Source organism: Bacillus sp. LBA3-1-1.1 (assembly GCF_040676495.1).
Taxonomy (GTDB): domain Bacteria; phylum Bacillota; class Bacilli; order Bacillales; family Bacillaceae_G; genus Bacillus_A; species Bacillus_A nitratireducens.
Map to the genome: position 1 here is coordinate 341,985 of NZ_JBEGIB010000018.1, position 23,278 is coordinate 365,262.

The following is a 23,278-nucleotide window of genomic DNA, read 5'->3' on the forward strand; positions in this document are numbered from 1 at the left end:
AGGACTATGAAAATAAGTTTTTCTTCTTTACATCCTTTTGTGAATTTTTTCTATTATATTGGGGTGATGATACTATGCATGATGTGTCTTCATCCTCTTTTTTTAATTGGAGCGATTATACTAATAGTAATTTTAAATATAGTACAAGGGAATGGCGGGAAAATAAGAAAGATGCTACCTAGTACTATCGTGTTCTTTTTAATGGTTATTTTATTTAACTCTTTATTAACACATAGAGGAGCGACTACGTTATTTCATTTAGGAGATAGCCGGATTAAGCTTGAGGCCTGTATGTATGGACTTGTTATGGGGTTATTATTAGTTGCGATTATGTTTACGTTTGCTTCTTATAACGATATTATTTCGAGTCATAAATTTTTATATTTATTTTCAAGAATTTCACCGAAAGTAGCATTGTTAACGATGATTACAGTGAGGTTTGTTCCTTTGTTTATTAGGCGGTTAAAGAAAATTACACTCGTCCAAAAAACGAAAGGTGTACAATTAGATTCAGGTTCACTCATTGAGCGTATAAAAAATGGGATGAAATTACTGCAAGTGTTATTAGTTTGTTCGTTAGAAGATGCACTACAAACAGCAGATTCTATGCAAGCTCGTGGGTTTGGTGTAACGAAGCGTACGACTTATATTCGGTATAGAATGGAAAGACGCGATTGGTACACGCTAAGTTATTTAAGTATTCTATTTATAGCCTCATTCATATTTAGTTATTATGGCGGAGGGAAATTGATTATCTATCCGAAAGTGGAATCAATACTGTTCCAGCAATACGATGGAGTTATGTTTTTATTATTTATGATGTTTGTTAGTTTACCAATTATGATGGAAGGAAGGGAATGGATATGGTGGCGCATGCAGAAATAAAGAATTTATCATTTATATATGCTGATGAAAATGAAGAAGCGTTGCAGCATATTTCTCTTTCTATTCAAAATGGAGAATTTATAGTACTTGCTGGTGATTCAGGTTCTGGGAAGACAACTTTATTAAAGCATTTTAAAAAGGAGTTACTTCCAATTGGCACGCGTTCTGGGCATACATATTACGATGGTGCTTTATTAGAAGATGTACCAGATTTATTATCCGCACAAGAAATTGGTATGGTATTTCAAAACCCAGAAAATCAGCTCGTAATGGATACAGTTATTCAAGAACTAGCATTTTCTTTAGAAAATATTGGGTTACCATCACATATTATTCAAAAAAGAATAGCGGAACTCATTAGCTTTTTAGGATTTCAAGATTTATTGCACCAATCTGTTCATACGTTATCTGGTGGTCAAAAACAACTAGTAAATTTAGCAGCAGTATTAGTCATGCAGCCGAAGCTACTATTACTGGATGAACCGACAGCGCAGCTAGATCCGATTGCTGCAAAAGAGTTTTTAGGATTGTTAAAACGTATTAATGAAGAACTCGGAATTACGATAGTTTTAAGTGAACATCGTTTAGATGAAGTTATACCACTCGCAACACGCGTTGTTTGTATGGATAATGGCAGAATCATTTATGATGGTACTTCTAAAAGTGTGATAGCGAACATGTGGGAAGTAGAAAAGTTCCATCCATTTATTCCGCAAATTCCAAGATTGTTTTTAGAGTGGAATGTAGAAGATATTCCGTTTACAGTACGAGAAGCGCAAATGAAAATGAATGATTTTTCAGCGATATCCTATAGGAATGGGCAAGTAGAACAATGTGAAAAGCAAGAAGTAATTTTAAGTGCAGAACATATATCTTTTCAATATGAGAAAAATAGTCCACTTATTTTACGAGATTTAACAGTGAACATCGAAAAAGGAAAATGGACAGCTCTAGTTGGGAAAAACGGAACTGGGAAGTCTACACTGTTAACGATTTTAGCAGGATTGCAAAAAGCTAGAAGAGGTAAGGTAAAGTGGAATGGAAAAGTGATACATAAAATTGATTCGAAAGAACGATTTAAAAGTATCGGGTATGTATCACAGCATCCGTATTATCATTTTACATTTGATACAGTGTGGGAAGAAGTGTATGAACGTGCGCGTGAATTATATGGCGAAGAGGGAAAAGTAATAGCAGAAGAAATGTTGGAAAAGTTCTGGTTACATTCGCTTAAAGAGCGCCATCCGCATGATTGTAGCGGCGGGGAGCAACAACTACTTGCATTATGTACAACGTTATTATCAAAGCCAACTTTATTATTACTCGATGAGCCGACAAAGGGGCTAGATCCATGGAAAAAGGAAAGAGTAGGAGAGCTGTTTAAACAGTTGCAAAAAGAAGGTACAACAATTGTAATGGCAACGCACGATATTGAGTTTGCAGCAAAATATGTAGATCAATGCATGATGTTATTTGACGGGAAAGTTATTATGAATGATGCACCGAAAGAGTTCTTTAGTGGTAACTTCTTTTATACAACATCTATTAATCGATTCATCCGTAAAGAGTTACCGTTTGCATTAACGTGGGAGGATGTGTACGAAGCGTGTCCAAACGATATGTTGCATTCATAATTTGTATTTTTACAGTAATAATAGGCACATTACTCTTTACTACACTTATCATGGATGGATATTACATGTTAAGTAGCTTGTTTTTATTAGCTGTTATTATGTTACCCTTCTATGTCCGTTTTGAAAGGAAGGCGTTTGTTTCACGTGAAATTGTTATCGTTGCTGTGTTAGCGGCAATCGCAGCGGTTAGCCGGGTACCATTTTCGATATTACCGAGTGTACAACCGACTTCTTTTGTTATTATCGTTTCTGCAATTGTATTTGGGAGCGAAACTGGTTTTATGATTGGGGCAACGGCAGCTATCGTGTCTAACATCTTTTTAGGTCAAGGTCCGTGGACGCCGTGGCAAATGTTCTCTTGGGGCATGATCGGTTTTATAGCAGGATTACTTCGAAATACATTTTTGATGAAAAAACTATGGGGAAGATTGTTGTACGGATTTGTCGTTGGATTTCTATTTGGATGGATCATGAATTTTTGGGGTCTTCTCGGTTTTATACAGGAGGCAACGTGGGAAACTGTCATTGCGTACTATGCCGCAAGTTTTTCATTCGATCTTAGTCATGCGATATCGAATGTTATTTTCCTTCTGCTATTTAGTACGTCATGGATTACGATCCTCACAAGATTTAAAAAGAAATACGGTATATTAGATGAGCATAACGTGACATAGAAAAGCATACTCATATAAGGTAGGGTCGCGACTTACATATTCGTTTGCCTCTTTCATGCTTCTTACATATTGTAAGGAGCATTTTTTTATTGTAAAAGTGTCAAAGAATAGATGTAATATATCTTCGTTTTCATATGATGTTATTTGTATAATAGTAGGTGAGAATTCTTTTCAAGAGGGAGGTGTATAGTTAATGAAGTTAGTTATTCCGAAGCAGCATGGAGCATGGGCCATGCTTGTTATACCATTTCTATTAAGTATCATACTTGGGAAACCTACTATTTATCATATCCCGCTGTTTTTAGCCTGGTTCTTTATCTATCTCGCTACGTATCCATTTCTCATGTACATAAGGCAAAGACGAAAAAAAGAGTTTTTACACGCTGCAATTGTTTATTCTATCACTGCATTTGTATTTGGGATGATTTCTTTATTATATGAATGGCGAATTCTTTTATTCACAGTATTAATGATTCCATTGTTTATTGTAAATATGTATTACGCTCGTCAAAAAAATGAACGAGCATTACTAAATGATATTTGTGCGATTATAGTGTTTTGTATAGGTGGTTTAATCAGTTATTATTTTTCAATGAAGCAAATCGATAAAACAGCAGTATTCATTGCGCTTATTTCATTTTTGTATTTTTTAGGAAGTACGTTTTATGTGAAAACAATGATTCGTGAGAAAAATAATCCGAAGTATCGTCTCATATCTTGGGGGTATCATATTGTATTGACGGTAATTGTATTTGCTATCAATCCATGGTGTTCTCTTATATTCGTACCAAGTGTCATTCGAGCAATTATATTGTATGGCAAAAAAATTTCTATATTAAAAGTAGGGGTTTTAGAAATTGTTAATTCTGTATATTTTTTTATCATAACGGCAATAATAATGAAGTATGCCATTTGAAAAAACTTCCCATCTATTGATGGGAAGTTTTCAATCTTGTTCTAAAATGTGAACGGTATAATCACATCTTTGCAATGCTTGCTCTACGGCGTAAAGGGATTGTTCAATACGTGCGCGATTAAAATCTTTTTCAACTGTTTGTAGTGCTTCTTCTAAACAATGTTTTGCTTCTTTTAATGATTGAAAAGAATCTTGTACGTATCCGCGGGCGTTTTGATACATTTCATAGTCCTCCTTTTTACTCATATACATGTAGTATGAACGCTGAGGAGAAAAATATAATTTGTTATATTTATTTGACAATTAAAATGAAATTACGTATAGTTTATTATAAAGTGAATATTTTCTTATCCAGAGAGGTGGAGGGACTGGCCCGATGAAACCCAGCAACCGCGATGCAGGTGCTAATTCCAGCAGAACATTTTTGTTCTGGGAGATAAGACGAAGATATACGTAACTTCTTCTTATCGGAGAGGTTTTTTTGTTGCAAAAAAACCGATTACGAAAACATATAATAAGAAGAAAGGGGTTGCGAAGTACTGTGACACTCGAAAAATACGTAAAACTGCGTAGTACAGTTTATGAATATATGATAGAGCAAGATAAGCCAATATCATTGTTAGATATTCAAGAACATATCGTTTCGCATCATGAAGGAAAATTCACGAAAAAAATGTTGCATCAATTTTATTTATCAAGATTATTAGATGAACTCAAACTGGATGGGAAAATTACTTTAGCTGATGATGAATATCGCTTTACTGAAAAAGGGGTATTTTATAAAGCGGGAAAAGGGAGCTAGGCTCTCTTTTTTTCTTGAAATAACGAAGTATGTAGAGTAAAAGACTGCTAAAGCAGCCTGATACAAGGGAATGGTGTTGAGTGTGTAGTGTCAAAGATTGAATGTGCCTGAAAGAGGCACTTCATTATCGGCTGCAAATGAAAAGAGACACCTTCGCCGAATAGGTGTCAGTCGTTTTGTCATGTAGACTCGCTACTTGACAGTAATTAGAATAACATGCAGGGTTTTTGAAGTCAAAAGGAAATTAAAGGAAGGAGTGTTGTTATGTACGCTTACTTATTAAATGATATAACGAAATGGATTCCAAAGTACATTATGGATAAAGGTTATGAATATTATGAAGAGGGACATGTAGAAGATGTTGAAGTACAAGACAAGAAAGTAGTTGCTTTTGTTACTGGAAATGCGGGAAACTATGAAGTGATCATTGACCTTACTGATTTTACAAAAAGTAGCTGCGAGTGTCCGTATGAAAACTATTGTAAGCATATGGCGGCAGTTGTGTATGATATTCAAGGTGCTGGTGAGAGTACAGTAAAAGACCAACTGAAAGGCTTAGAAAAAGAAGAGTTACTAACAGTACTAAATCGTTTGTTACAAAGTTCGAAAAATGTCCAAATCGTAGAGAAGATGTTAAAGAAAGGGTAGGTTTAACTGTAGAGGGGAGTTGCTTTGTAGTGAACGTACTAATTATATACGCTCACCCTAGTCCTTCAAGCTTTAACGCAGCAATATTAAAGCATGTGCAAAAAGGAATTGGGGAAACAAATCATTCTGTTACGTTACTTGATTTATATAAAGAACAATTTGATCCAGTGCTTGTATTTAATGAAGAGAAAAAAAGACGGGATTTACTATATGAAGAAGAGACGAAGAGATATAGAGATTTAGTGAAAGCGGCGGATACTCTTCTTTTCATATATCCGATATGGTGGTGGGGCATGCCTGCTATTTTAAAAGGATTTATCGATCGTATTTTTGTAGCTGGATTTGCTTATAAATATGAAGGAGCCCTGCCGAAAGGTTTATTGAAAGGAAAGAAAGCATGGGTTATTAATACGTTAGACTCACCGTTATGGTACGTGGCACTATTATATCGATCAGCGGATTGGATTATGATGAAAAGAGGTGTTTTACGTTTTTGCGGCATTCGCGATATAAAACGGTCTGTTTTTCAATCTGTGAAAACGAGTAAACTAGAGAAGCGGGAAAAGTGGTTATTACAAATAGAAGAAAAGGTTCGTACATTATGAATGAACTTGATCGTATTATAAATTGTTGTCAGTATGATAATGAACTTTTTCGGACGTATATTACATGTTTACTTCAATTGAAAAAATGTAGTGAAACGTTTCAGCAAATGAAGATTCAATTAAGAAATGATTACTTAATAAGAGGGATTTGTGAAAGAGAAGTTGATGAGGTAGTACGGGGAAGTAAAGAATATGAAACGTATTGTCTTCCTAAAGCGTTACAATGGAATTTCTTGAGGGAAAATCCACATCTGATTGAAAAAGTATGTGAAGATTTTTTTGCATTTGCGGCATTAAATCTTACGGAGATAGAGTGGAAGACGATTATAAATTGCATGGGAAATAAAGTGAAACTTTAATTAGTGGGGGGTTCCCTCCCACTGATTATTAGCCTTCACCAATCGGGCATTTACGGGCAGTTGATCTCCCGCCTAACTGCTTTGCTTCAGGTGGATAATAGGTGGGATTTTACTGCCCCAAAATAGCGGGGTAAATGAATTATTATATAAAAAAGCTAGTATAAAACTAGCTTTTCGTTTAAATAAATAAGAAACACAGACTAATGATAAATCCTGCATAAAGTAAATTAACAACACAAAATCCCATAATATCACGAGCGCCTAAACCAGCTATCGCTAATGCCGGTAATGCCCAAAAAGGTTGAATTAAATTTGTCCAAGCATCGCCCCATGCAATTGCCATCGCTGTTTTCGCAGCAGGTACACCAAGTTCAGCGCCAGCTGGAATCATAATTGGTGCTTGCACTGCCCATTGGCCGCCTCCAGATGGAACGAAAATATTAACAATTCCAGCACTTAAAAATGTAAAGAGCGGGAATGTGGTTTCATTTGAAATGCTAATAAAGAAAGTAGAAATGGCTCCCCCAAGCGAAAGCCCTTCACTATTTGCTCCAATCATCATGCCCATAATTCCAGCATAGAACGGAAACTGAAGTAAAATACCAGAAGCGCTCTTTGTTGAGTCAGAGAAAGCGCGAATATATTGAATCGGAGTACGGTGGAAAATAAGACCCGCAATCAATAACATAAAAATAACGATATCAAGTGTAAGGTTAAAGCCTTTCGTACTAAAATAGTTAAAAATATAAATAAGACCTAATAATCCAATGCAAAGTGTAATAATCATACTATTTTCCATTTTTTCAGCAAATGTTTTTTGTCCTACTTCTTGAGCTGCAGCTTCTTCATGGAATACACTTGGATCCACTGTAATCGTATGTTTTTCATCCGGATGCATTGCTTTATTAATGAGAGGCATCGTAATTAAAAAGATAATAACTGGAACGAGAGCGTATGGTGAGAATAAAGTTTCTGTTATTGGAATCGCTTCTTTAATACTTCCGGCCGTCGTTTTGATTAAAGTTTCGCCGCCTGTTGCTAACGTAAGAGGGATAGAAGCAGAAAGGCCTGCATGCCAAATGAGAAATCCAGAGTAAGAAGAAGCGATTGCTAACCTATAATCTAATCCTTCTAACTGTCTTGCCACTTCTTTTGCATATAACACAGAGACAACAATACCAAATCCCCAGTTTATGTATGCTCCTAGTAAACTTACAATTGAAATTGCGATAATACCTTGGCCATTCGTTTTCGGTAGTTTCGCTGCTTTCGTTAATCCTTTTTTAATAAGTGGGGCATTTGCTAAAGCAGATCCTGTCACGAGTACAAGTGCCATTTGCATAGAAAAGGCGAGAAGTCCCCAAATTCCATTGCCCCAGTGCGTAATCATTTCTACCGGTGTTTGGTGCGTGGCAAACATGCCGAAGAAGATAACGAAAACAGTTAATAAACATGATAAAATAAACGGTTCTGGCAAGAAACGCTGCACGAGGGCAACACATCCATTTGTAAATGAACGAAACAAAATAGATCAACCTCCTTATGTATGTTTATCCCGCTATTTGCGGGCTAATAACCAGTGGGAGATGAACAAAGCCCCCACGCTGATTAAAGTTTCACTGTATTACAATATTCGAGGTTATTTGAGTAATATCCTTTAATGTATAGAAAATTCAGATATTAAAGGTGGTAGTCATAATGTCTAGGTAGATTGATAGTCTATATTGAAAAGATTGCTTTATATACAAGGGAAAGAGGTGGTCATAGACGAATATGTCCATCAAATTACAGTTTATGTAAGGAGGTAAAATGAAAAGAAGTACATTAAGAATTCAAATTGTTATTTGTTCTACTCTCGTTTTTATGATTTGTATTTATGGAATATGGAGCAAGTATTTTAGAACAGTTCCCGCTAAAGAGATTGTAAAGGAGTTTATTCCACAAGAAATAAAGCCAGGTAGCAAAAGTGCATATAATCTTCAGCTTGAAATGAATACAGATGGTCTTTTTAATGTAGAAGCTTCTATTTCAATACAAAATCAATCTGACAAAGATTGGTCGGAACTCTTGTTTTATTTTATCCCTAATATTTTTACGAAGGAATATACCCCGCAAATGGAAAAAGATGCAACTGTTCGTATAAAGGAATTATCTGTTAATGGAAAAAATACCCTCTTCAACCTCGCAGATGATACCCTGACTGTCCCGTTAAATGAAAAAATCTCACCTGGAACCGTCATAAATGTTAGAGTATCCTATGATTTTCGTTTACCCGAACATGGGAATCGTTTTTCAAAAAACGGTGAAAATTATTACTTGGCTCAATGGTACCCAATGGTTCCAACGTTCCGAAATGAGTGGAATAAACAAGCATATCGTGCAAAGGGTGAGTTTTATCATACCTCGTTTAGTGATTTCACGCTTAAATTAAAATTGCCACCAAATTATACAGTAGTAACATCAAGTGAAAGTGATACATTTCCTAGTAATAATACAAGCACAATGTATGCAAAAAATGTTAAGGAAATGTTTGTTGCAGTTTTGAAAGAACCACATATGATTGAAAAAGAAGAAAATGGTGTAAACATACGAGTGTTTAGTATTGAAGATAAGCCAGAACTTCTTAGTGAAGCCAGCTTGCTCGCATCGAAAGCCTTAACTTATTTTCAGCAAGTTATAGGGAAGTATCCGTCTAAACAATTAGATATTATTTTGGATGAAAAAGGAATGGAGTATCCGGGAATTGCAACGGTCGGATCCATTTCACAACCGACTAAAGTATTAGAACATCATATTGTACATGAAATAGCGCATCAATGGTTTTATGGAGTAGTAAATAATGACCCTTATTATCATGCGTGGTTAGATGAAGGAGTGGCACAATTGGCCACAACACTATTTCTCTCAACTCAAGAAAATAGAAATATAAATGAAATATTTCATCAAGATTTATTGCCAAATATGAAAAGAAGACCATCTAATCTTCCGTTGGACAAATATCCGTTAGAAGAGCAAAGTAACTACATTTATGGCCAGCCAGCAAGTGGATTATGGAATGTTTTTAACAAAAATGGTGGACAGAAGACAGCTGAACAATTTTTAAAACAATATTATGAAACCTACCAATATAAAGAAGTTGATACACAAGAGTTTGTGACATTTTTGAAGCATTATCTAAAACTAAAAGATAATAAGCTATTTAACGATTGGCTGCAGCTGGATAAAGATAAACTTAATGAAAGATAAAACACTGTATTCAATGTACATGTTAGCATATGAAATATTTGTAAGAATGGACGTTGCTACGAGTCAATATTTTAAAAACCCTTCAAGAAGGATATTAGCTATTTTTAACGAATTTTGAATTACAAACAAACTTTATCAAAAGTGGTGAGATAATATAGAGAATAAAACAAATTTCTTTTTGGATATGAAAATGGAAAAATGTATAGTTAGCAAGCTTCGGGGTGCTGGTTGTGTTTTCGCAGAAGATGAGACCCGGTTACTTATGTCAGAGGCACTAACTCCAGAGGACCTTATGAAAATGGTAGAAATGCGAGTCAACGGTCTACCTTTGGAATACGTTGTTGGATACACGGAGTTTTGTGGTCTACGAATAGAAGTGGATCGAGGCGTTTTTGTACCGCGTAAACGTACCGAGTTCCTTGTTCATCAAACAGAGGCTCTATCACGTTCTAGCGATATCATTGTTGATTTATGTTGTGGATCAGGTGCTGTGGGTGCCGCACTGGCAGCAGCTTTGGGAAGAGTTGAATTGTATTCTGTTGACATTGACCCTAGCGCAGTACAATGCGCTAGCCGCAATGTAACGAATTTTGGCGGTCATGCTTTTGAAGGTGACTTGTATAAAGCTCTACCAGACTCACTTAAGGGCCATGTAAATATCCTAGTTGCGAACGTACCTTACGTACCTACCGAAATAATAAGGTTTCTCCCCCGGGAGGCACGCCTATATGAACCAAATGTAACGCTTGATGGAGGTGAGGATGGTCTTAACATTCTGCGAAGAGTAGTAGAAGAAGCTTTACTCTGGTTAGCTTTGGATGGACATCTTTTGATAGAGACGAGCGAAGTTCAGGCATCCCAGGCCTTTGAAATCTTTGCTGCTGCTGGGCTTAGCACAAAAGTCGCTAGAAACAAGGAACTGGACGCTACTGTCATTATCGGTTCTAATTCTAGCTTTTAGAGTAAATGAGCACTATTCAATGAATATAATCCTTTTGATAATCAATCTCTACAAGGGGTAGAATCAGGAAAATACGGATTTACAACACTAAGAAGTGTTAATCCATAAAAGAGTGCACCTCCGATTGTTAGACTGTGTCTAATAAACGGAGATGCACTCTTTTTATTTACCTTATTGAACTAAAGCATCTGTTAGCTTAATAGCAAAGGATTAAAATCTACTATTTCTCCCAAAGTTCAATCAATCGACCTTCAGGATCTTTAATCCAAATAAACTTTCCAAATTCACTAATCTCTTCTTTCTTTTCAAGAGGTACACCAATATGTTCAAGATGCTGAATAGTCTCGTTTAGATTATGTACTTGGAAATTCAGCATTACTTGTTGTTCTGTTGGAAAATAACTGTCATTCTCAGTAAAGAAAGAAAAGATAGTCTCTGTTCCTAATTCGGGTTTAATCACAGTTCCATTCCAATTTTCTATTTCAATCTTCAACACTTCACTGTACCATTTTTTTATAACATCAAGATTTTTAGTTCTCCAAAATATTCCTCCGACACCTTTTATCATTGTATTTAACTCCTGTCTGTCTTTTAATTTTTAATGTGACTATGTATTCAATATATCAAAACAAAAGAGTAATAGTAAGTGGGAAATAGGGGCCTGGAAAAATGAATAAAGCAATGATAAAAGACCGCACATAAGGTAAAAGAAATGTGCGGTCTTTTAAATATCGTACAGTATTACGAAGTTTCGCTAATTTTAGTCTCTGTATGAGTGTTAGTAGCAATTCTTTTCTTTACCTTAAAGTGATAGTAGGTGTAGCAAAAGATGATAAATGGTACAGTGCAATAGATTCCTAGTCTTTGATTCGGGATAAAGATAAGACTTATTAATATAATGCCATACAATCCAAAACCAAGAATTGGTACAAGAGGATAAAGTGGAGTTTTAAATTTTAAGTCTTCTAATTTTCCACCTTCGGCTAAATAATGTTTACGGAAAAAGAATTGAGAAACACAAATTGACATCCAAACAATAATTGTAATGACTCCAGAAATTGAAATCAGCCATAAGTAAACTGTTTCAGCAGCTACAACGCTTGTCAAAAGAGAAAAAGCAGAAATAGCTATCGTCAAGATTAAAGCGTTTAGAGGTATCCCTCGTGATGATAATTTCTTTAAAAAGGCTGGAGCCATATCATTTTTTGATAACGACCAAAGCATTCGAGTTGCGGCGTACAGTCCTGAGTTTGCGACAGAAAGAACAGCAGTAAGAATAACAAAGTTCATAATATCAGCTGCATATGGAATACCGATATTATCAAATACAGCAACAAACGGACTCTTAGTTAATCCTGCCTCTTCCCAAGGAATTAAAGCCACAAGAACAAAGATTGCTAAGACGAAGAAAAACATCGTGCGCCATATTATATTTCTAATAGAACGAGGTAAAGTTTTTGCTGGATCTTCACTTTCACCTGCTGCGATTCCAACAAGTTCTGTACCTTGGAAGGAATAATTGACTGTAACCATTGTTAATAAGATAGCGGCAAGTCCATTTGGGAATAAACCACCATGATTTACGAAATTTGAAAGAAGCGGAGCGGGTTCGTTTCCTTTTAAATCAATAAAACCGAACATAGCGGCGCCGCCAAGAATAATGAAAGCGATAATGGCAGATACTTTTATACTTGAAAACCAAAATTCTGTTTCTGCATAACTACGAGCGGATAATGCGTTAATAGTGAATATTGTAACACCAAATATTAAACACCAAACCCAGACAGGAATATCAGGAAACCAGCGCTGCATTGTAATACCAGCAGTTGTAAATTCAAGACCGGTCGTATTCGCCCAGCTTAACCAATACAACCAGCCGATTGTAAACCCAGTTGCAGGGTTAATGAATTTGGTAGCATATTCCTGGAAAGATCCTGAAACAGGCATTGCTACAGCAAGCTCACCAAGACATAACATAACAAGATACATTAATAATCCACCGGCCATAAAGGCAAGTACAGATCCACCAGGTCCAGCTTGACTTATAATAAAGCCAGATCCGTTAAATAACCCCGTTCCAATCACACCACCGAGTGCAATCATAAATAGATGTCTACTTTTCATCGTGCGCTTTAATTCATTGTTTGAATTGTTTACTTGCGTCATTGTTTTCCTCACTTTCAAAATTGGTAGTATGAAAATTGATGTTTTTTCCGTATTATGGAATGTATTCCGTGATGTGAAATCTTGTTCTAATTTTCAGATAATTAAAAAGAAAAGTCAATATTTTTTTGTTTACGTTTTCATTTTTTTGATAGTGTTATATCTCTATTTTTAGAAAATTAAATAAATTAATTGATTTCAGTTTAAATTTTTGTTAAATTGATAGGTAATTAGGCTAAACATACTACAAGTAAAGTTGAGGCGAGTTATGGTACAGTCCATTGATCGAGCGATAGGTATTATTAAGTTGTTGAATTCTACAAATGAAAAAGAGTATTGGGCTATTTCTGATATAGCTGATAGAACACATCTCCCGGTTAGTACAGTACATAGGTTACTGAACTCTCTAATGGAGCATGGATTAGTTACGCAAATTTCAGAAACAAAACAGTACAAGATTGGACCAATGTGGATGGAAATAGGATTACGTCAATTGGAGAAGGTAGACTACAGATCTGTTGCAAGAGAAGTGATGAAGCGTTTGGCCTCTGAAGTTGAAGAGAGTGTTTATTTGAACATTCCAAATGGAACACATTCTATTATCATTGAAAGAATTGATAGCCCTTTAAAAATTCGAGTTATCGATAACTTAGGGGAGCAGATTCCACTTTCGATTGGCGCCGCAAATAAAACGATGCTTGCCAATATGAACACGAATGAAATGGAACACATTGTAGAACATTTACTTTCTTCTTTACCAGAACAAAAGCAAATTCTTTTCGATCAAATAAAGCAGATAAGAAACGAAGGATATGCTGTGAGTTATGGTGAAAAAACAGAAGGGACAGCTTCAGTAGCAGCACCTATTATAGGATTTAATCATAAAGTAGTAGGAGCATTAAGTATCGGATTGATTAGTCATCGCATTAATGATGATCGACTATCTTTTCTTATTAGTAAGGTAAAACAAGCTGCTCATGAAATATCAATAAAAATCGGCAGAACATCAGAAGTATAATTTTGATAACTGTCGTCATTTTTTATTCATATATTGGAATTGATTTTCATAATGCGGAAAAATAGGGGGATTTATATGTCAAAGTGGCAATCTAAAGAACAATTGGTGCAATTATTAAGCAATCTTGTTGAAATTCCTAGTATTACAGGTTCAGAAGCTGAAGTTATATTGCCAGACTTTGTTGTAGAACAATTATCTGACTTACAGTATTTCAAACAAAATCCGCATCATTTGCAAAAAAATCCGACGGGGGATGGACGATATTTTGTTACAGCCCTAGTAAAGAAAAGCGATAGTACGAAAAATACCGTAATTCTTGTTAGCCACTTTGATGTTGTAGATGTACAAGATTATGGAGTGTGGAAAGAAGATGCATTTAACCCTAAAAAATTAACATCTATGTTTTATTCTCATAAAGATGAGCTACCAGATCATGTACGTGAAGATATAGAGCAAGGAGATTGGCTCTTTGGTAGAGGAACGATGGATATGAAATGTGGTCTAGCTTTACAAATGGCGATGGTTGAGCAAGCATGTGAAGGAAGATTTGATGGGAATGTTCTTTTATTGGCTGTTCCAGATGAAGAAGTGAACTCTGTAGGGATGAGAGCTGCAGTTCCGAGATTATTAGATTTAGCAAAAGAACATGACTTAGAGTATAAAACGGTCTTAAATTCAGAGCCTATGTTTTCAAGACATCCTGGTGACCAAAATAAGTATATTTATACTGGTTCTATTGGTAAGGTGTTACCTGGTTTCCTTTGCTATGGAAAAGAGACACATGTAGGCGAACCTTTTGCAGGATTAAATGGGAGTTATATGGCTGCATTATTAACAGCAGAATTAGAGTTGAATACTGACCTTTGTGATATTGTAGATGGTGAAGCGAGTCCTCCACCAACTAACTTGCTTCAAAGAGATTTAAAGGAGGATTATTCTGTACAAATTCCTCATCGTGCTGTCACGTTATTTAACTTGTTTTTACTAGAAAAAACGATGACAGATGTAGTTTCATTGTTACGTCAAAAGGTAACGAAAGTAGCAAAGAAAATTGAAGAATCGTATGAGGAGCGAGCGTATCATTTTTCTAAGTATAATCCGTTCATACCGCCTAATCTTAAAGTAAATGTATTAACGTATGAAGAGCTTATCGCGTATGCAATTGAACAACATGGGCAAGGAAAAATAGATGAAATTCAATCCGATATTATAAAAAATAGAGAAGATAAAGATGATCGTGCGGTAACTATTGATTTAGTAGACAAATTAGCTATCTTATGTAAAGAAAAGGCTCCGATGATTGTACTTTTCTTTGCGCCGCCATACTATCCAGCTGTGAGTTCACGCAACAATCCTTTCATTAAAGAGGTAGTTGTAGAAATGGAAAAGTATGCCCACTATAATCATAGTATTACATTTGAAAATCAAAATTATTTTGGAGGAATTTCAGATTTGAGCTATGTGGGCTTACAAAACCCATTGGATTCAATGAGTTCCCTTGTAGACAATATGCCATTATGGGATAAAGGTTATTCGATTCCACTTCAGGAATTAGAAGAGTTTGACGTTCCAGTATTAAATATGGGGCCAGTAGGAAAAGATGCACATCAATGGACGGAGCGTCTGGACGTAAATTACGCATTTGAAACGCTATTAGATATGTTACCTATATGTATTGAAAAATTACTTGTTTCTAATAAAGTTACACAGTCATAGTTTCTGTGTAAGGGTGATAGAAAAAAGACCGTAATAATACGGTCTTTTTTTGCTGAATGAATAGTGTGAAGCCTTAGTTTTATGAGAATGTGACGGTACCTCATTTATTAATGTTACTTGATAAGTAGAGAAAGGGGAGAAAATTGTGATGTAAGAATTTTCTTGTCCTCTTTTTTATATTAATTATTGAACATAAAAAGCTTTAGGGCTTTGCAGAACTTTTTCTACCTCTTTTTGTGTGAGAATAGGATTAGGAATTGCTGGTACTATCGGAAGCATTAGATCATTTTCTTCGTTACTATGACCTGTAGGATCATTTTGACAACAAGGTGCTGTGCTTTCTATATTGTTCCTTACTATTCTAGCAAATAGTGCATGTCCGATTTCATGAGCAAGTAACAAATGATCTGCTTCATCAGTGACAACAATATTAGCTTGGGAATCGGTTATTTCACCATTCTGAACAATCAGTACACATAAAGTGCACCCAGTGCTTTCTCCATCTGCTAATCTATTTCCTTAGGCAAAAAATAAGCCAATCCATTCGTTAACTCCTTGAGTATATGGGAGTGAATTTTTAAAAGTTTCTGGTTTAAAACAGTCAATTTTATCTGCGAAATATTCTTCATTGAACAACTTGTATAAGTTGTATATTATTAATAAATGTAGCTTGTACACTTTTTGTAACGGTATTTGCTGAGTTTTTGTATAATATAATCATGTGAAGTTAACATATTGTATCAATAGTATATATTTGCGTAGAATATCCATTTTAAGGTTTTTGAAGTACCCCCCTAAATGAAAATTTAATTTCTCTAAAGTTAGTTACTTAGTGAAGTCTGCTCATTTTTTTTCGTATTAGGGAAGAATGTACTTTTTAACTTGATGGGTATGGGGTAGTACACCTTTTAGCAAAACCGGAGTGGAAATGATGAGTATAAATAGTTTTGTGAGATTGATAAAGGACGAATTATTAAAAGAGGTAAGCATAAGAAGCGAGGATGAATTCGAGCCTGTAGTAGTTAAAGATATTCCTAGACTTTGGAAGTGTTTAGGGACAGGTAATTATGCCGCAGTATTTATGCACAAAAAATACAAAGATTGGGTAGTGAAAGTTTACGCGCGAGAAGGAGAAGGAATTGAAAAAGAGTCAGAAGTATACCGAAGAATCGGAAATCATCCTTCTTATTCAAAGCTTATATATAAAGGAGAAAATTTCATAGTATTGAAACGTTTAAAAGAAATTACCTTATATGATGCTATCCATAAGGGGATTAAAATTCCTAAGCAGGTAATCCTTGATATCAATGAAGCTATAGAGTATGCAAGGGAGCAAGGATTAACTCCTTGTGATGTTCACGGGAAAAATGTGATGATGGAAAACGGAAGGGGATATGTAGTCGATGTATCTGATTTCTTAAAAACAAAAGAAGATAGTAAGTGGAGAGACTTAGAAAAGGCGTATTTTACATTTTACTTGCCTTTTATTTATAGATTGCCTTTCCCTGTTAAAATACCATATTTCATGTTAAACATTGTTAGACGTTCATATAGAAAATATAAGAAGCTTAAAAAGAAATTCAAATTGTAAAAGGCCCACATACTTATCTTTAGGTTAGATAAGTGAACCACTAGTAAACAAAAGGACCGTACATTTTAGATATGTCTAATATGTACGGTCCTAATTTTATCATTTCATGAAGCAATTTATTTATAAAATGATTGTAACATTTGTATATAATACTGATATTATTATGAGAAGTAAATCTTCTTGTTTTAATAGAAAATACCCATTTCAGTACATTACATTTTAAACATATTGATGTACTATAGTTCTAAACAAATCACAATAACGGATTAGAAGGGGATAAACTATGTACACAGACTCAATTGAGTATTAAAATTTTAACCTAATTTACCTTTGCAAAGATGCAGGTATCAATTAGTTTTTTACCGTCAGCTGAAAGATCTTCATTACGTAATATCCCCTCAAGCTCAAAACCTAGTTTTTCAGGGATCGCACGACTTTTCGTGTTAGTAGATTCACATCTTATTTCAATCCTTCTAAATTTAAGTAACTGAAATCCAAGGTTTGTTAACTCACTTACTACCTCTGTCATATATCCATTGCCACTAAATTGCGTGTTAATCCAGTATCCGATTTCACATTTAGAAATCTTCCAATTAATTCGGTGAAGGCTAGCAGTTCCAATAAAATCATTAGTATCCTTATGATAGATAAGATAGCGAAAGCTTTCTCTTTTTAAAAAATCTATATGGGCATTTCTCAGGATAATTTCCGTTTCTTCAACAGTGGGGATTGACTGGAATAAAAGCAACCATTGCTTTAACTCACTAATTGAATCCTTAATAGCTTGGTGTACGACATTCCCGTCACCAGCTTGAAGTGGTGATCGAAGAATTAGTCTGTCTGTTTCTATTTGTAACGGAACATCTAATAAAATAGGATGCATATCATTTCTCCTCTCGAAAACTTTAAATTATGACAGAATGAAACTTATATAATAAAAAAACTTTCACCCAAAAGAAATAATTCTTGAGGACGAGAGTTGCAATTTCGTGGTACGTTACTATAATAAATAAATTAAAAAATACCCTATCTCACTAACAAGAAATCCTGTCACAGCATCACTATAAGTTATTATAGAACCGTGCGAAGCTCCTAGTCTTTCTTCATTAAGAACTTGATATACAGCAATACAGTAAAACTTATCTCCCATAAAGGGACATCCCAAAAATTAGTAAACAATAAATATATATTCAATTCATCACTTAGAAATCCCTTTTCACATATTGAAAACTAAACTGCCAGTTGGTACGAAAAAATGGCTACCGAAGCAGCCTTAGGTTATTCAACTCATGCATGCGTTAGTTGAATAAGGAATTATTATTTTTCATCTATTATCTTCCAATTTTTGTCTTTTGCATAATGGGGTAGCGTCACATCGCTATCAAGCTAACAAAATAAAATCCCCCTAAAATGAATAAATACGCTATTCTTTCTGTAGAATCATAGGAAAGGATGGCGTGTTTTCATTTTGAGCAAGATTTTGCTTTTCCAGCCTGAGAGAAATGTGGTGGGAACATATACAGAATGAATTTAAAATATAATGGGGAGGGAATTTATGAATATAATAAAAGATTGTAATTTTTATCTGGTTAAAGTTATCTCAAATGAAGAAATAGGACCCAATCATGAGTCCTATTTCTTCATTTGCAGGTATTGGTGGTTATATACTATGATTCTGTTTCTCTGTATTTATCAATAAACTTTTAGACATAACAGTTCTGCAATGTCCCCTTATCCTTAAAAACCTTCAATTAATCCTTTTTTAATCCCTTTTACGACTGCTCCAACTCTTGAATCTACACCCAGTTTTCTAATAATTGAAGAAATGTGATATTCTACAGTTCTTTTACTGATTGAAAGGTCCGTACTAATCTCATAATTTGTTTTATCTTTTGAGATTAAGAGTAATATTCTTTGTTCAGCAGAAGTTAGTGCTTCAATATTATTTCCTATAATCTGATTCTTAGAAAATAGTATATATCCCATGTGACTTTGACGAATTGCGTTAGCTAGGTCAAATGCTGATCTTTCTTTCGTAATGTATGCACTTGCTCCAGCTTCAAAGGCCGCATTATAATATTCTTCATGATCATATCCTGATAGAATTACAACCTTTACATCCGGAAATTTTGACAATAAATCTTTTGTAAGTTCAATACCATTATACTGCTTCATCCTGATGTCTGTAACAATTACATCAGGACGGGTATCTTCCACAGTTTTAATTAATATGGAAGGATCGTGAACGGTATTAATCACCTCAATATCTTCCTCAGATTCTAGTAGTCTTTGGATGCCTAGCATAACCAACAAATGGTCATCCACTAGTAGTGTATGTATACTCATTATTTTCCTCCCAATTTACTGGTATGGTAAATGTGACTAATGTTCCATGTTCTTTTTCAGAAGATATCCTCAAATTTCCGTTCAACTCGGAAATTTGACGCTGGATGGTCATTAGACCAAGGTGGTTGCTTGTACTAAATTCAGAAAAACTGTTCGGAACACAAAAGCCTATGCCGTCATCTTCTACAGTACAAACATAGCAGCCTCTTTCTTCTATGATATGTATTTGAACATTATTCCCCTTGGAATGCTTTATAGCATTATTCAGTAGCTCTTTTATAATACGATAAATCTGTATTTCGATATTTTTCGAGAGAATTTTTAATTTGCAATTAAATTGTATATGAATGAGAATGCGATAATTTAATTCGAACTCGCGTTTTAGTGTGTGTAAACTCGCTTCTAAACCTAAATCTTCTACGATAATAGGGTGAAGATTATGACACATTTTTCTAATGCTATAGATAATATCTTCAAGTTGCTCATCCATTGAATTTAATATGTCTATAGAAAAGTTTCTTTTGGTCTGAAGCATTCTTATTTCGTTTAATTGCAAAATAAGAATTTGAAGAATTTCATCATGTAAGAAAATCGAAAGCCTTTTCCTTTCACTCTCTAGAGATTGAATAATCTGATAATTAAATTGTTTCCAGTTTTGAGCTTTTACCTTTGCTTTTCGAATTTCTTTTTTATTACTATTGAGAGTATTAACACTTAATAGTAAATTTGCCGAGTTTATTACAACCTCTTCAAGTTCATTAATTTCTTGAGGTTTAAATAATGTATAATCATTTTTTTCACCAATAATAATAGCTCCCTGCATGCCTTGGTAAATGAGTATTGGAAAACAAATTAAGTGGTATTTTTCAAACTGAATATGAATTGGAGTAGTACCTTCCTTTAGTAAGTAATTCTGTTCAAGTTGATTCAATTGGTTAAACAGCTCAAATTTATCCATATCCTGAAAAATACCTGTCTCATATAATGAATGATAAATACTATTTGAGTTCCATATTACGGAAACGCCGTTAATGTTAAACATCTGGTTAATAAGCTGTCCGACTAATTTCGCAAGCTCTTTAGCATGTTTTTCCTTCGAGAGTGTTTGAAAAAGCTCAATCTTATGTAAACCTGATTGTGCATCCTTTTTTATGTTTAAATACCTAAATAATGAGAGAATAAGTTTATATATATATACAGAGAGTACAACAGATAATACACTTAAGCTGCATAGTATAAATATTTCTTTTTGTGACAAATCTATGAATTGCTCAACTGAAAAATTAAAAAATAAGAAATTGAGCAAGTAAAAGAGTAAGTTTGTTAGCCATTTAGAAATTCTAATCTCAAATTCGATAACTTCTTGCTTTATTAATAAATAAGAAATAGTTAAAGGAAATATAATAATACTAGGTAAACAATATGTAAATGGAATTTTAGATTCCCCAAAAAGTAGACCGGGAATCAGATTAAGTAGAACAATAGGTAAAAAACTAAGAATAATACCAAAAATCAGAATATATAATTGACTTTTCACCTTAAGATTATTTTCTCGTAAATGTAATGAAACAAGAAAAACACAGATGCTAATACTCAGAAATAGGTTAGTAATTAGTAAAACTTTAAATAAAAAGCTAAAATTATTGTTAGACATATATCCAAAACAACAAAAAATTATATAAATAATTGTCAATCCTGTTGAAATTACAAATGATACAAGGTTGAATATTTTTACATATTTTGGTTTGGTAGATACAGGGAAATTAGAGAAAAAACTTATTAAGAGATAAGAAAGCATAAAAATACTACTCACCTCTATAGCTTTAAAAATATTTATATCATAGCTAGATAATAAGGATGTTAAAATAGCTATCCCAAAGACTGATGTTAGAGAAAAGAATTTTTTTGCTACAATAGATTGTCTTTTTTTTAAAAAGCTAATTAATCCTATAGTAAAAAAAATAAGACTAATAACGCTGATCATATAAAAATGACTAATTAATAAAGAGTTAACGCTTTCTTTAAAATTACTAGAGTGAAAATAGTAGTTATTTATTAAAAGTATTAATAAATATAAAATGCTTAAAGGTATACAGAACCAAATATTACGCATAGGAGTGACCTCTGCCCATAACCATCATTTGAAAATAAGTCATTTCGTCTTTAGAAAGAACAAAATGCATTTCTAAGAGTGCAAATGCTTTTCTATAATATAGTTGAGATAGGATACGACAATAGTGTAGTGCTCCAGATTGTTCTATGTAATCCCGGACTAATGCCCGAACTTCAGGTGAAGAAGATATTTGTTTATCCGTTAAATTTTCAAAAAAATTATCCTGTGTTTTGCAACTATATTCATAAGCTTTTAAAAAAGGAAGATAAGCCTTTAAGTCCTGAAGGTCATTTTTATTATCTGTCATGGCATCATTAGCATCATTTCTTAGCTGACCAGCTATCCCTATATAAGATGTGATTTCTTTTAAAAATCTATTTTCAGGATTAATAGTTCGAAAGATAATTTCTGTGAGTAGACCAGATTTCTTTTCAATAAGTTTCATATATTCTTCTTCACTTAAAATTATTTTTTTATCTATTGAAAAACAAAATTGGATATCTTTCCATTCTCCACAACACGAATGTATCAATTGTTGGAGAAGATCTCGTGTTGCAGTATCTTTTGTCTTATAAGTTAAGTATATCAGTCCTTGCATAAGTAAATATTGAGAAACTAACAAAAAACGAGGATATTCGTTTTTAAAATATAATGGATCTAATACGTCTCCATCACACAAATCATCTATTATATCCGCTGATAAAAAGATAAATTCAACCCCCATTGCCTTATCTAATTCTCTTTTTGTTATTGGTTGTCGTTTGGTCAAAAAAGAAAGAGCTAGATATAGCTCTCCCCATGAGAAGCCAGAAGATTCAGGATTTAAAATCTTTCCTTTATGAGAAAGACATTTCTGAATAAGTAGAAGTATTTCAGATTCATCACTTTGATTACGGTAGGAGATATGGTAATCAATATGATTGATTAAACAATCTTTAAACCCACTGATTTCCACCATCAATTTTCACCCGGAAATCCTTTGCATACTCATCTAATACAATTCGCTCTTCAACTGATAGTGTCTCCAATGAAGGACATAATTCATAAGTTTCAAAGGTAAGTTTGTTTTTTTTCATCTCCATTAAAAATTCCCATATTGCTTTATTCATAAAAAAACCCTCTTTCCAAATATTCTGTATTTTAGTTCTATATAAAAAAATACAATAAAAACGGGATATTTTCAATATAGTCCTTAAATTTTTAATACTTAATTTACATGTATTTTTTTTATTATGCGTGAATTTACAATATAAACTTGCGGAATATACGGATTCTACTAGGATATTTATCTGATAAATTAGACACATAAGACATAACGTCTTAATAAAAATTTTAGGGGGAAAAGAAAATGATTAACGAAAAAAACCTTTTTGATTTAGATGTTCAAGTAACAACAGCTTCAGGTGATGTAGATCCACAAATTACAAGTATTTCAGCTTGTACGCCTGGCTGTGGAAACACAGGTTCATTCAATAGCTTCTGTTGCTAATTGCTATATAAGATATATTATCTTAAAAAAATTTAGGGGGAAAAGAAAATGATTAATGAAAAAAACCTTTTTGATTTAGATGTTCAAGTAACAACAGCTTCAGGTGATGTAG

Annotated in this window: 24 protein-coding genes and 1 riboswitch; of the genes, 15 read left to right on the forward strand and 9 right to left on the reverse strand. The window is 33.9% G+C overall.

The genetic code is table 11. The features are described from left to right. The first annotated feature begins 6 nt into the window (after nt 1-6). The 4 genes from MRBLBA3_RS16595 (at nt 7) to MRBLBA3_RS16610 (ending at nt 4,109) form a co-directional block, all read left to right on the forward strand. Nucleotides 7-885, forward strand: a complete 879-nt coding sequence (locus MRBLBA3_RS16595) for an energy-coupling factor transporter transmembrane component T (protein ID WP_363382356.1) — start codon at nt 7-9, stop codon at nt 883-885. Further along, a complete protein-coding gene (locus MRBLBA3_RS16600; RefSeq protein ID WP_363382359.1) occupies nt 858-2,519 on the forward strand; it encodes an ABC transporter ATP-binding protein in 1,662 nt (553 codons plus the stop codon). The genes MRBLBA3_RS16595 and MRBLBA3_RS16600 overlap by 28 nt, the downstream gene beginning before the upstream one ends. After that, entirely contained in the window at nt 2,492-3,193 is a 702-nt protein-coding gene (locus tag MRBLBA3_RS16605; RefSeq protein WP_000044912.1) for an ECF transporter S component, read from the forward strand. Before MRBLBA3_RS16600 ends, MRBLBA3_RS16605 begins: the two co-directional genes overlap by 28 nt. Nucleotides 3,194-3,386: 193 nt before the next feature. Then, the gene (locus MRBLBA3_RS16610; RefSeq protein WP_363382362.1) at nt 3,387-4,109 is read left to right on the forward strand and encodes a YwiC-like family protein; all 723 of its coding nucleotides are present in this window, start codon (nt 3,387-3,389) and stop codon (nt 4,107-4,109) included. A 30-nt stretch (nt 4,110-4,139) separates the two neighbouring features. On the opposite strand, the gene MRBLBA3_RS16615 is transcribed toward MRBLBA3_RS16610, so the two are convergent. After that, nucleotides 4,140-4,331 (reverse strand): hypothetical protein, encoded by a 192-nt coding sequence (locus MRBLBA3_RS16615; RefSeq protein WP_000284538.1) that lies wholly within the window; start codon nt 4,329-4,331, stop codon nt 4,140-4,142. Between the two features lie 122 nt (nt 4,332-4,453). After that, nucleotides 4,454-4,552, forward strand: a riboswitch (SAM riboswitch). Nucleotides 4,553-4,590: 38 nt separating this feature from the next. Here MRBLBA3_RS16615 and MRBLBA3_RS16620 point away from each other — a divergent pair. The 4 genes from MRBLBA3_RS16620 to MRBLBA3_RS16635 all read left to right on the forward strand — a co-directional run bounded on the left by MRBLBA3_RS16620 (nt 4,591) and on the right by MRBLBA3_RS16635 (nt 6,523). Then, nucleotides 4,591-4,911: a hypothetical protein gene (locus MRBLBA3_RS16620; protein WP_002094492.1), complete on the forward strand. Its 321-nt coding sequence runs from the start codon at nt 4,591-4,593 to the stop codon at nt 4,909-4,911. A gap of 264 nt (nt 4,912-5,175) precedes the next feature. Beyond that, entirely contained in the window at nt 5,176-5,559 is a 384-nt protein-coding gene (locus tag MRBLBA3_RS16625) for an SWIM zinc finger family protein (RefSeq protein WP_097810201.1), read from the forward strand. 29 nt (nt 5,560-5,588) lie between these two features. Further along, a complete protein-coding gene (locus tag MRBLBA3_RS16630) occupies nt 5,589-6,164 on the forward strand; it encodes an NAD(P)H-dependent oxidoreductase (RefSeq protein WP_363382366.1) in 576 nt (191 codons plus the stop codon). Continuing rightward, entirely contained in the window at nt 6,161-6,523 is a 363-nt protein-coding gene (locus MRBLBA3_RS16635; protein ID WP_363382369.1) for a type I restriction-modification system subunit M N-terminal domain-containing protein, read from the forward strand. Before MRBLBA3_RS16630 ends, MRBLBA3_RS16635 begins: the two co-directional genes overlap by 4 nt. Before the next feature lie 178 nt (nt 6,524-6,701). Here MRBLBA3_RS16635 and MRBLBA3_RS16640 read toward each other — a convergent pair whose 3' ends face one another. Then, a complete protein-coding gene (locus MRBLBA3_RS16640) occupies nt 6,702-8,048 on the reverse strand; it encodes a short-chain fatty acid transporter (RefSeq protein WP_000490043.1) in 1,347 nt (448 codons plus the stop codon). A gap of 284 nt (nt 8,049-8,332) precedes the next feature. Here MRBLBA3_RS16640 and MRBLBA3_RS16645 point away from each other — a divergent pair, with 284 nt between their 5' ends. Then, the gene (locus MRBLBA3_RS16645; RefSeq protein WP_363382372.1) at nt 8,333-9,769 is read left to right on the forward strand and encodes a M1 family metallopeptidase; all 1,437 of its coding nucleotides are present in this window, start codon (nt 8,333-8,335) and stop codon (nt 9,767-9,769) included. 190 nt (nt 9,770-9,959) lie between these two features. Beyond that, nucleotides 9,960-10,730 carry a putative protein N(5)-glutamine methyltransferase gene (locus tag MRBLBA3_RS16650; protein WP_363382375.1) on the forward strand — a complete coding sequence of 257 codons (771 nt, stop codon included), beginning with the start codon at nt 9,960-9,962 and terminating at the stop codon, nt 10,728-10,730. A 220-nt stretch (nt 10,731-10,950) separates the two neighbouring features. Here the strand turns inward: MRBLBA3_RS16650 and MRBLBA3_RS16655 are convergent, their stop codons facing one another. Together MRBLBA3_RS16655 and MRBLBA3_RS16660 are read right to left on the reverse strand one after the other, a co-directional pair. Continuing rightward, nucleotides 10,951-11,298, reverse strand: coding sequence for a VOC family protein (locus MRBLBA3_RS16655; protein WP_363382378.1), 348 nt, complete (start codon nt 11,296-11,298; stop codon nt 10,951-10,953). Nucleotides 11,299-11,471: 173 nt separating this feature from the next. Further along, nucleotides 11,472-12,896, reverse strand: coding sequence for an amino acid permease (locus tag MRBLBA3_RS16660; RefSeq protein WP_098430982.1), 1,425 nt, complete (start codon nt 12,894-12,896; stop codon nt 11,472-11,474). 265 nt (nt 12,897-13,161) lie between these two features. On the opposite strand from MRBLBA3_RS16660, the gene MRBLBA3_RS16665 reads away from it, so the two are divergent. From MRBLBA3_RS16665 to MRBLBA3_RS16675, 3 genes are all read left to right on the forward strand, one after another. Then, on the forward strand, nt 13,162-13,911 hold the full coding sequence (locus MRBLBA3_RS16665) for an IclR family transcriptional regulator (protein WP_000250741.1): 750 nt from the start codon (nt 13,162-13,164) through the stop codon (nt 13,909-13,911). Nucleotides 13,912-13,986: 75 nt separating this feature from the next. Next, on the forward strand, nt 13,987-15,627 hold the full coding sequence (locus MRBLBA3_RS16670) for a M20 family metallopeptidase (protein ID WP_363382382.1): 1,641 nt from the start codon (nt 13,987-13,989) through the stop codon (nt 15,625-15,627). A gap of 922 nt (nt 15,628-16,549) precedes the next feature. Then, the gene (locus tag MRBLBA3_RS16675; protein WP_154214710.1) at nt 16,550-17,218 is read left to right on the forward strand and encodes a serine/threonine protein kinase; all 669 of its coding nucleotides are present in this window, start codon (nt 16,550-16,552) and stop codon (nt 17,216-17,218) included. 319 nt (nt 17,219-17,537) lie between these two features. Here the strand turns inward: MRBLBA3_RS16675 and MRBLBA3_RS16680 are convergent, their stop codons facing one another. From MRBLBA3_RS16680 to MRBLBA3_RS16700, 5 genes are all read right to left on the reverse strand, one after another. Further along, nucleotides 17,538-18,101, reverse strand: a complete 564-nt coding sequence (locus tag MRBLBA3_RS16680; RefSeq protein WP_000553354.1) for a GNAT family N-acetyltransferase — start codon at nt 18,099-18,101, stop codon at nt 17,538-17,540. Between the two features lie 854 nt (nt 18,102-18,955). Continuing rightward, a complete protein-coding gene (locus MRBLBA3_RS16685) occupies nt 18,956-19,564 on the reverse strand; it encodes a response regulator transcription factor (protein ID WP_000022202.1) in 609 nt (202 codons plus the stop codon). After that, a complete protein-coding gene (locus MRBLBA3_RS16690) occupies nt 19,536-21,677 on the reverse strand; it encodes a sensor histidine kinase (RefSeq protein ID WP_001244598.1) in 2,142 nt (713 codons plus the stop codon). Before MRBLBA3_RS16690 ends, MRBLBA3_RS16685 begins: the two co-directional genes overlap by 29 nt. Then, a complete protein-coding gene (locus tag MRBLBA3_RS16695; protein WP_016129906.1) occupies nt 21,670-22,638 on the reverse strand; it encodes a polyprenyl synthetase family protein in 969 nt (322 codons plus the stop codon). Before MRBLBA3_RS16695 ends, MRBLBA3_RS16690 begins: the two co-directional genes overlap by 8 nt. Further along, entirely contained in the window at nt 22,613-22,786 is a 174-nt protein-coding gene (locus tag MRBLBA3_RS16700) for a hypothetical protein (protein WP_001030236.1), read from the reverse strand. The genes MRBLBA3_RS16695 and MRBLBA3_RS16700 overlap by 26 nt, the downstream gene beginning before the upstream one ends. A gap of 239 nt (nt 22,787-23,025) precedes the next feature. Between MRBLBA3_RS16700 and MRBLBA3_RS16705 the strand changes: the two genes are divergently transcribed. Then, nucleotides 23,026-23,166 carry a gallidermin/nisin family lantibiotic gene (locus MRBLBA3_RS16705; RefSeq protein WP_000606628.1) on the forward strand — a complete coding sequence of 47 codons (141 nt, stop codon included), beginning with the start codon at nt 23,026-23,028 and terminating at the stop codon, nt 23,164-23,166. Between the two features lie 48 nt (nt 23,167-23,214). Further along, a partial coding sequence (locus tag MRBLBA3_RS16710; protein ID WP_208610845.1) for an FDLD family class I lanthipeptide occupies nt 23,215-23,278 on the forward strand: 64 nt, incomplete at its 3' end.

Excerpts from the sequence above, each read along its gene's own strand:
- MRBLBA3_RS16660 (WP_098430982.1), bottom strand. The coding sequence starts at position 12,896 with ATGACGCAAGTAAACAATTCAAACAATGAATTAAAGCGCACGATGAAA.
- MRBLBA3_RS16690 (WP_001244598.1), bottom strand. The coding sequence starts at position 21,677 with ATGCGTAATATTTGGTTCTGTATACCTTTAAGCATTTTATATTTATTA.
- MRBLBA3_RS16610 (WP_363382362.1), top strand. The coding sequence starts at position 3,387 with ATGAAGTTAGTTATTCCGAAGCAGCATGGAGCATGGGCCATGCTTGTT.
- MRBLBA3_RS16645 (WP_363382372.1), top strand. The coding sequence starts at position 8,333 with ATGAAAAGAAGTACATTAAGAATTCAAATTGTTATTTGTTCTACTCTC.
- MRBLBA3_RS16665 (WP_000250741.1), top strand. The coding sequence starts at position 13,162 with ATGGTACAGTCCATTGATCGAGCGATAGGTATTATTAAGTTGTTGAAT.
- MRBLBA3_RS16655 (WP_363382378.1), bottom strand. The coding sequence starts at position 11,298 with ATGATAAAAGGTGTCGGAGGAATATTTTGGAGAACTAAAAATCTTGAT.
- MRBLBA3_RS16615 (WP_000284538.1), bottom strand. The coding sequence starts at position 4,331 with ATGTATCAAAACGCCCGCGGATACGTACAAGATTCTTTTCAATCATTA.
- MRBLBA3_RS16685 (WP_000022202.1), bottom strand. The coding sequence starts at position 19,564 with ATGAGTATACATACACTACTAGTGGATGACCATTTGTTGGTTATGCTA.
- MRBLBA3_RS16600 (WP_363382359.1), top strand. The coding sequence starts at position 858 with ATGGATATGGTGGCGCATGCAGAAATAAAGAATTTATCATTTATATAT.
- MRBLBA3_RS16680 (WP_000553354.1), bottom strand. The coding sequence starts at position 18,101 with ATGCATCCTATTTTATTAGATGTTCCGTTACAAATAGAAACAGACAGA.
- MRBLBA3_RS16700 (WP_001030236.1), bottom strand. The coding sequence starts at position 22,786 with ATGAATAAAGCAATATGGGAATTTTTAATGGAGATGAAAAAAAACAAA.
- MRBLBA3_RS16705 (WP_000606628.1), top strand. The coding sequence starts at position 23,026 with ATGATTAACGAAAAAAACCTTTTTGATTTAGATGTTCAAGTAACAACA.
- MRBLBA3_RS16650 (WP_363382375.1), top strand. The coding sequence starts at position 9,960 with ATGGAAAAATGTATAGTTAGCAAGCTTCGGGGTGCTGGTTGTGTTTTC.
- MRBLBA3_RS16595 (WP_363382356.1), top strand. The coding sequence starts at position 7 with ATGAAAATAAGTTTTTCTTCTTTACATCCTTTTGTGAATTTTTTCTAT.
- MRBLBA3_RS16670 (WP_363382382.1), top strand. The coding sequence starts at position 13,987 with ATGTCAAAGTGGCAATCTAAAGAACAATTGGTGCAATTATTAAGCAAT.
- MRBLBA3_RS16635 (WP_363382369.1), top strand. The coding sequence starts at position 6,161 with ATGAATGAACTTGATCGTATTATAAATTGTTGTCAGTATGATAATGAA.
- MRBLBA3_RS16625 (WP_097810201.1), top strand. The coding sequence starts at position 5,176 with ATGTACGCTTACTTATTAAATGATATAACGAAATGGATTCCAAAGTAC.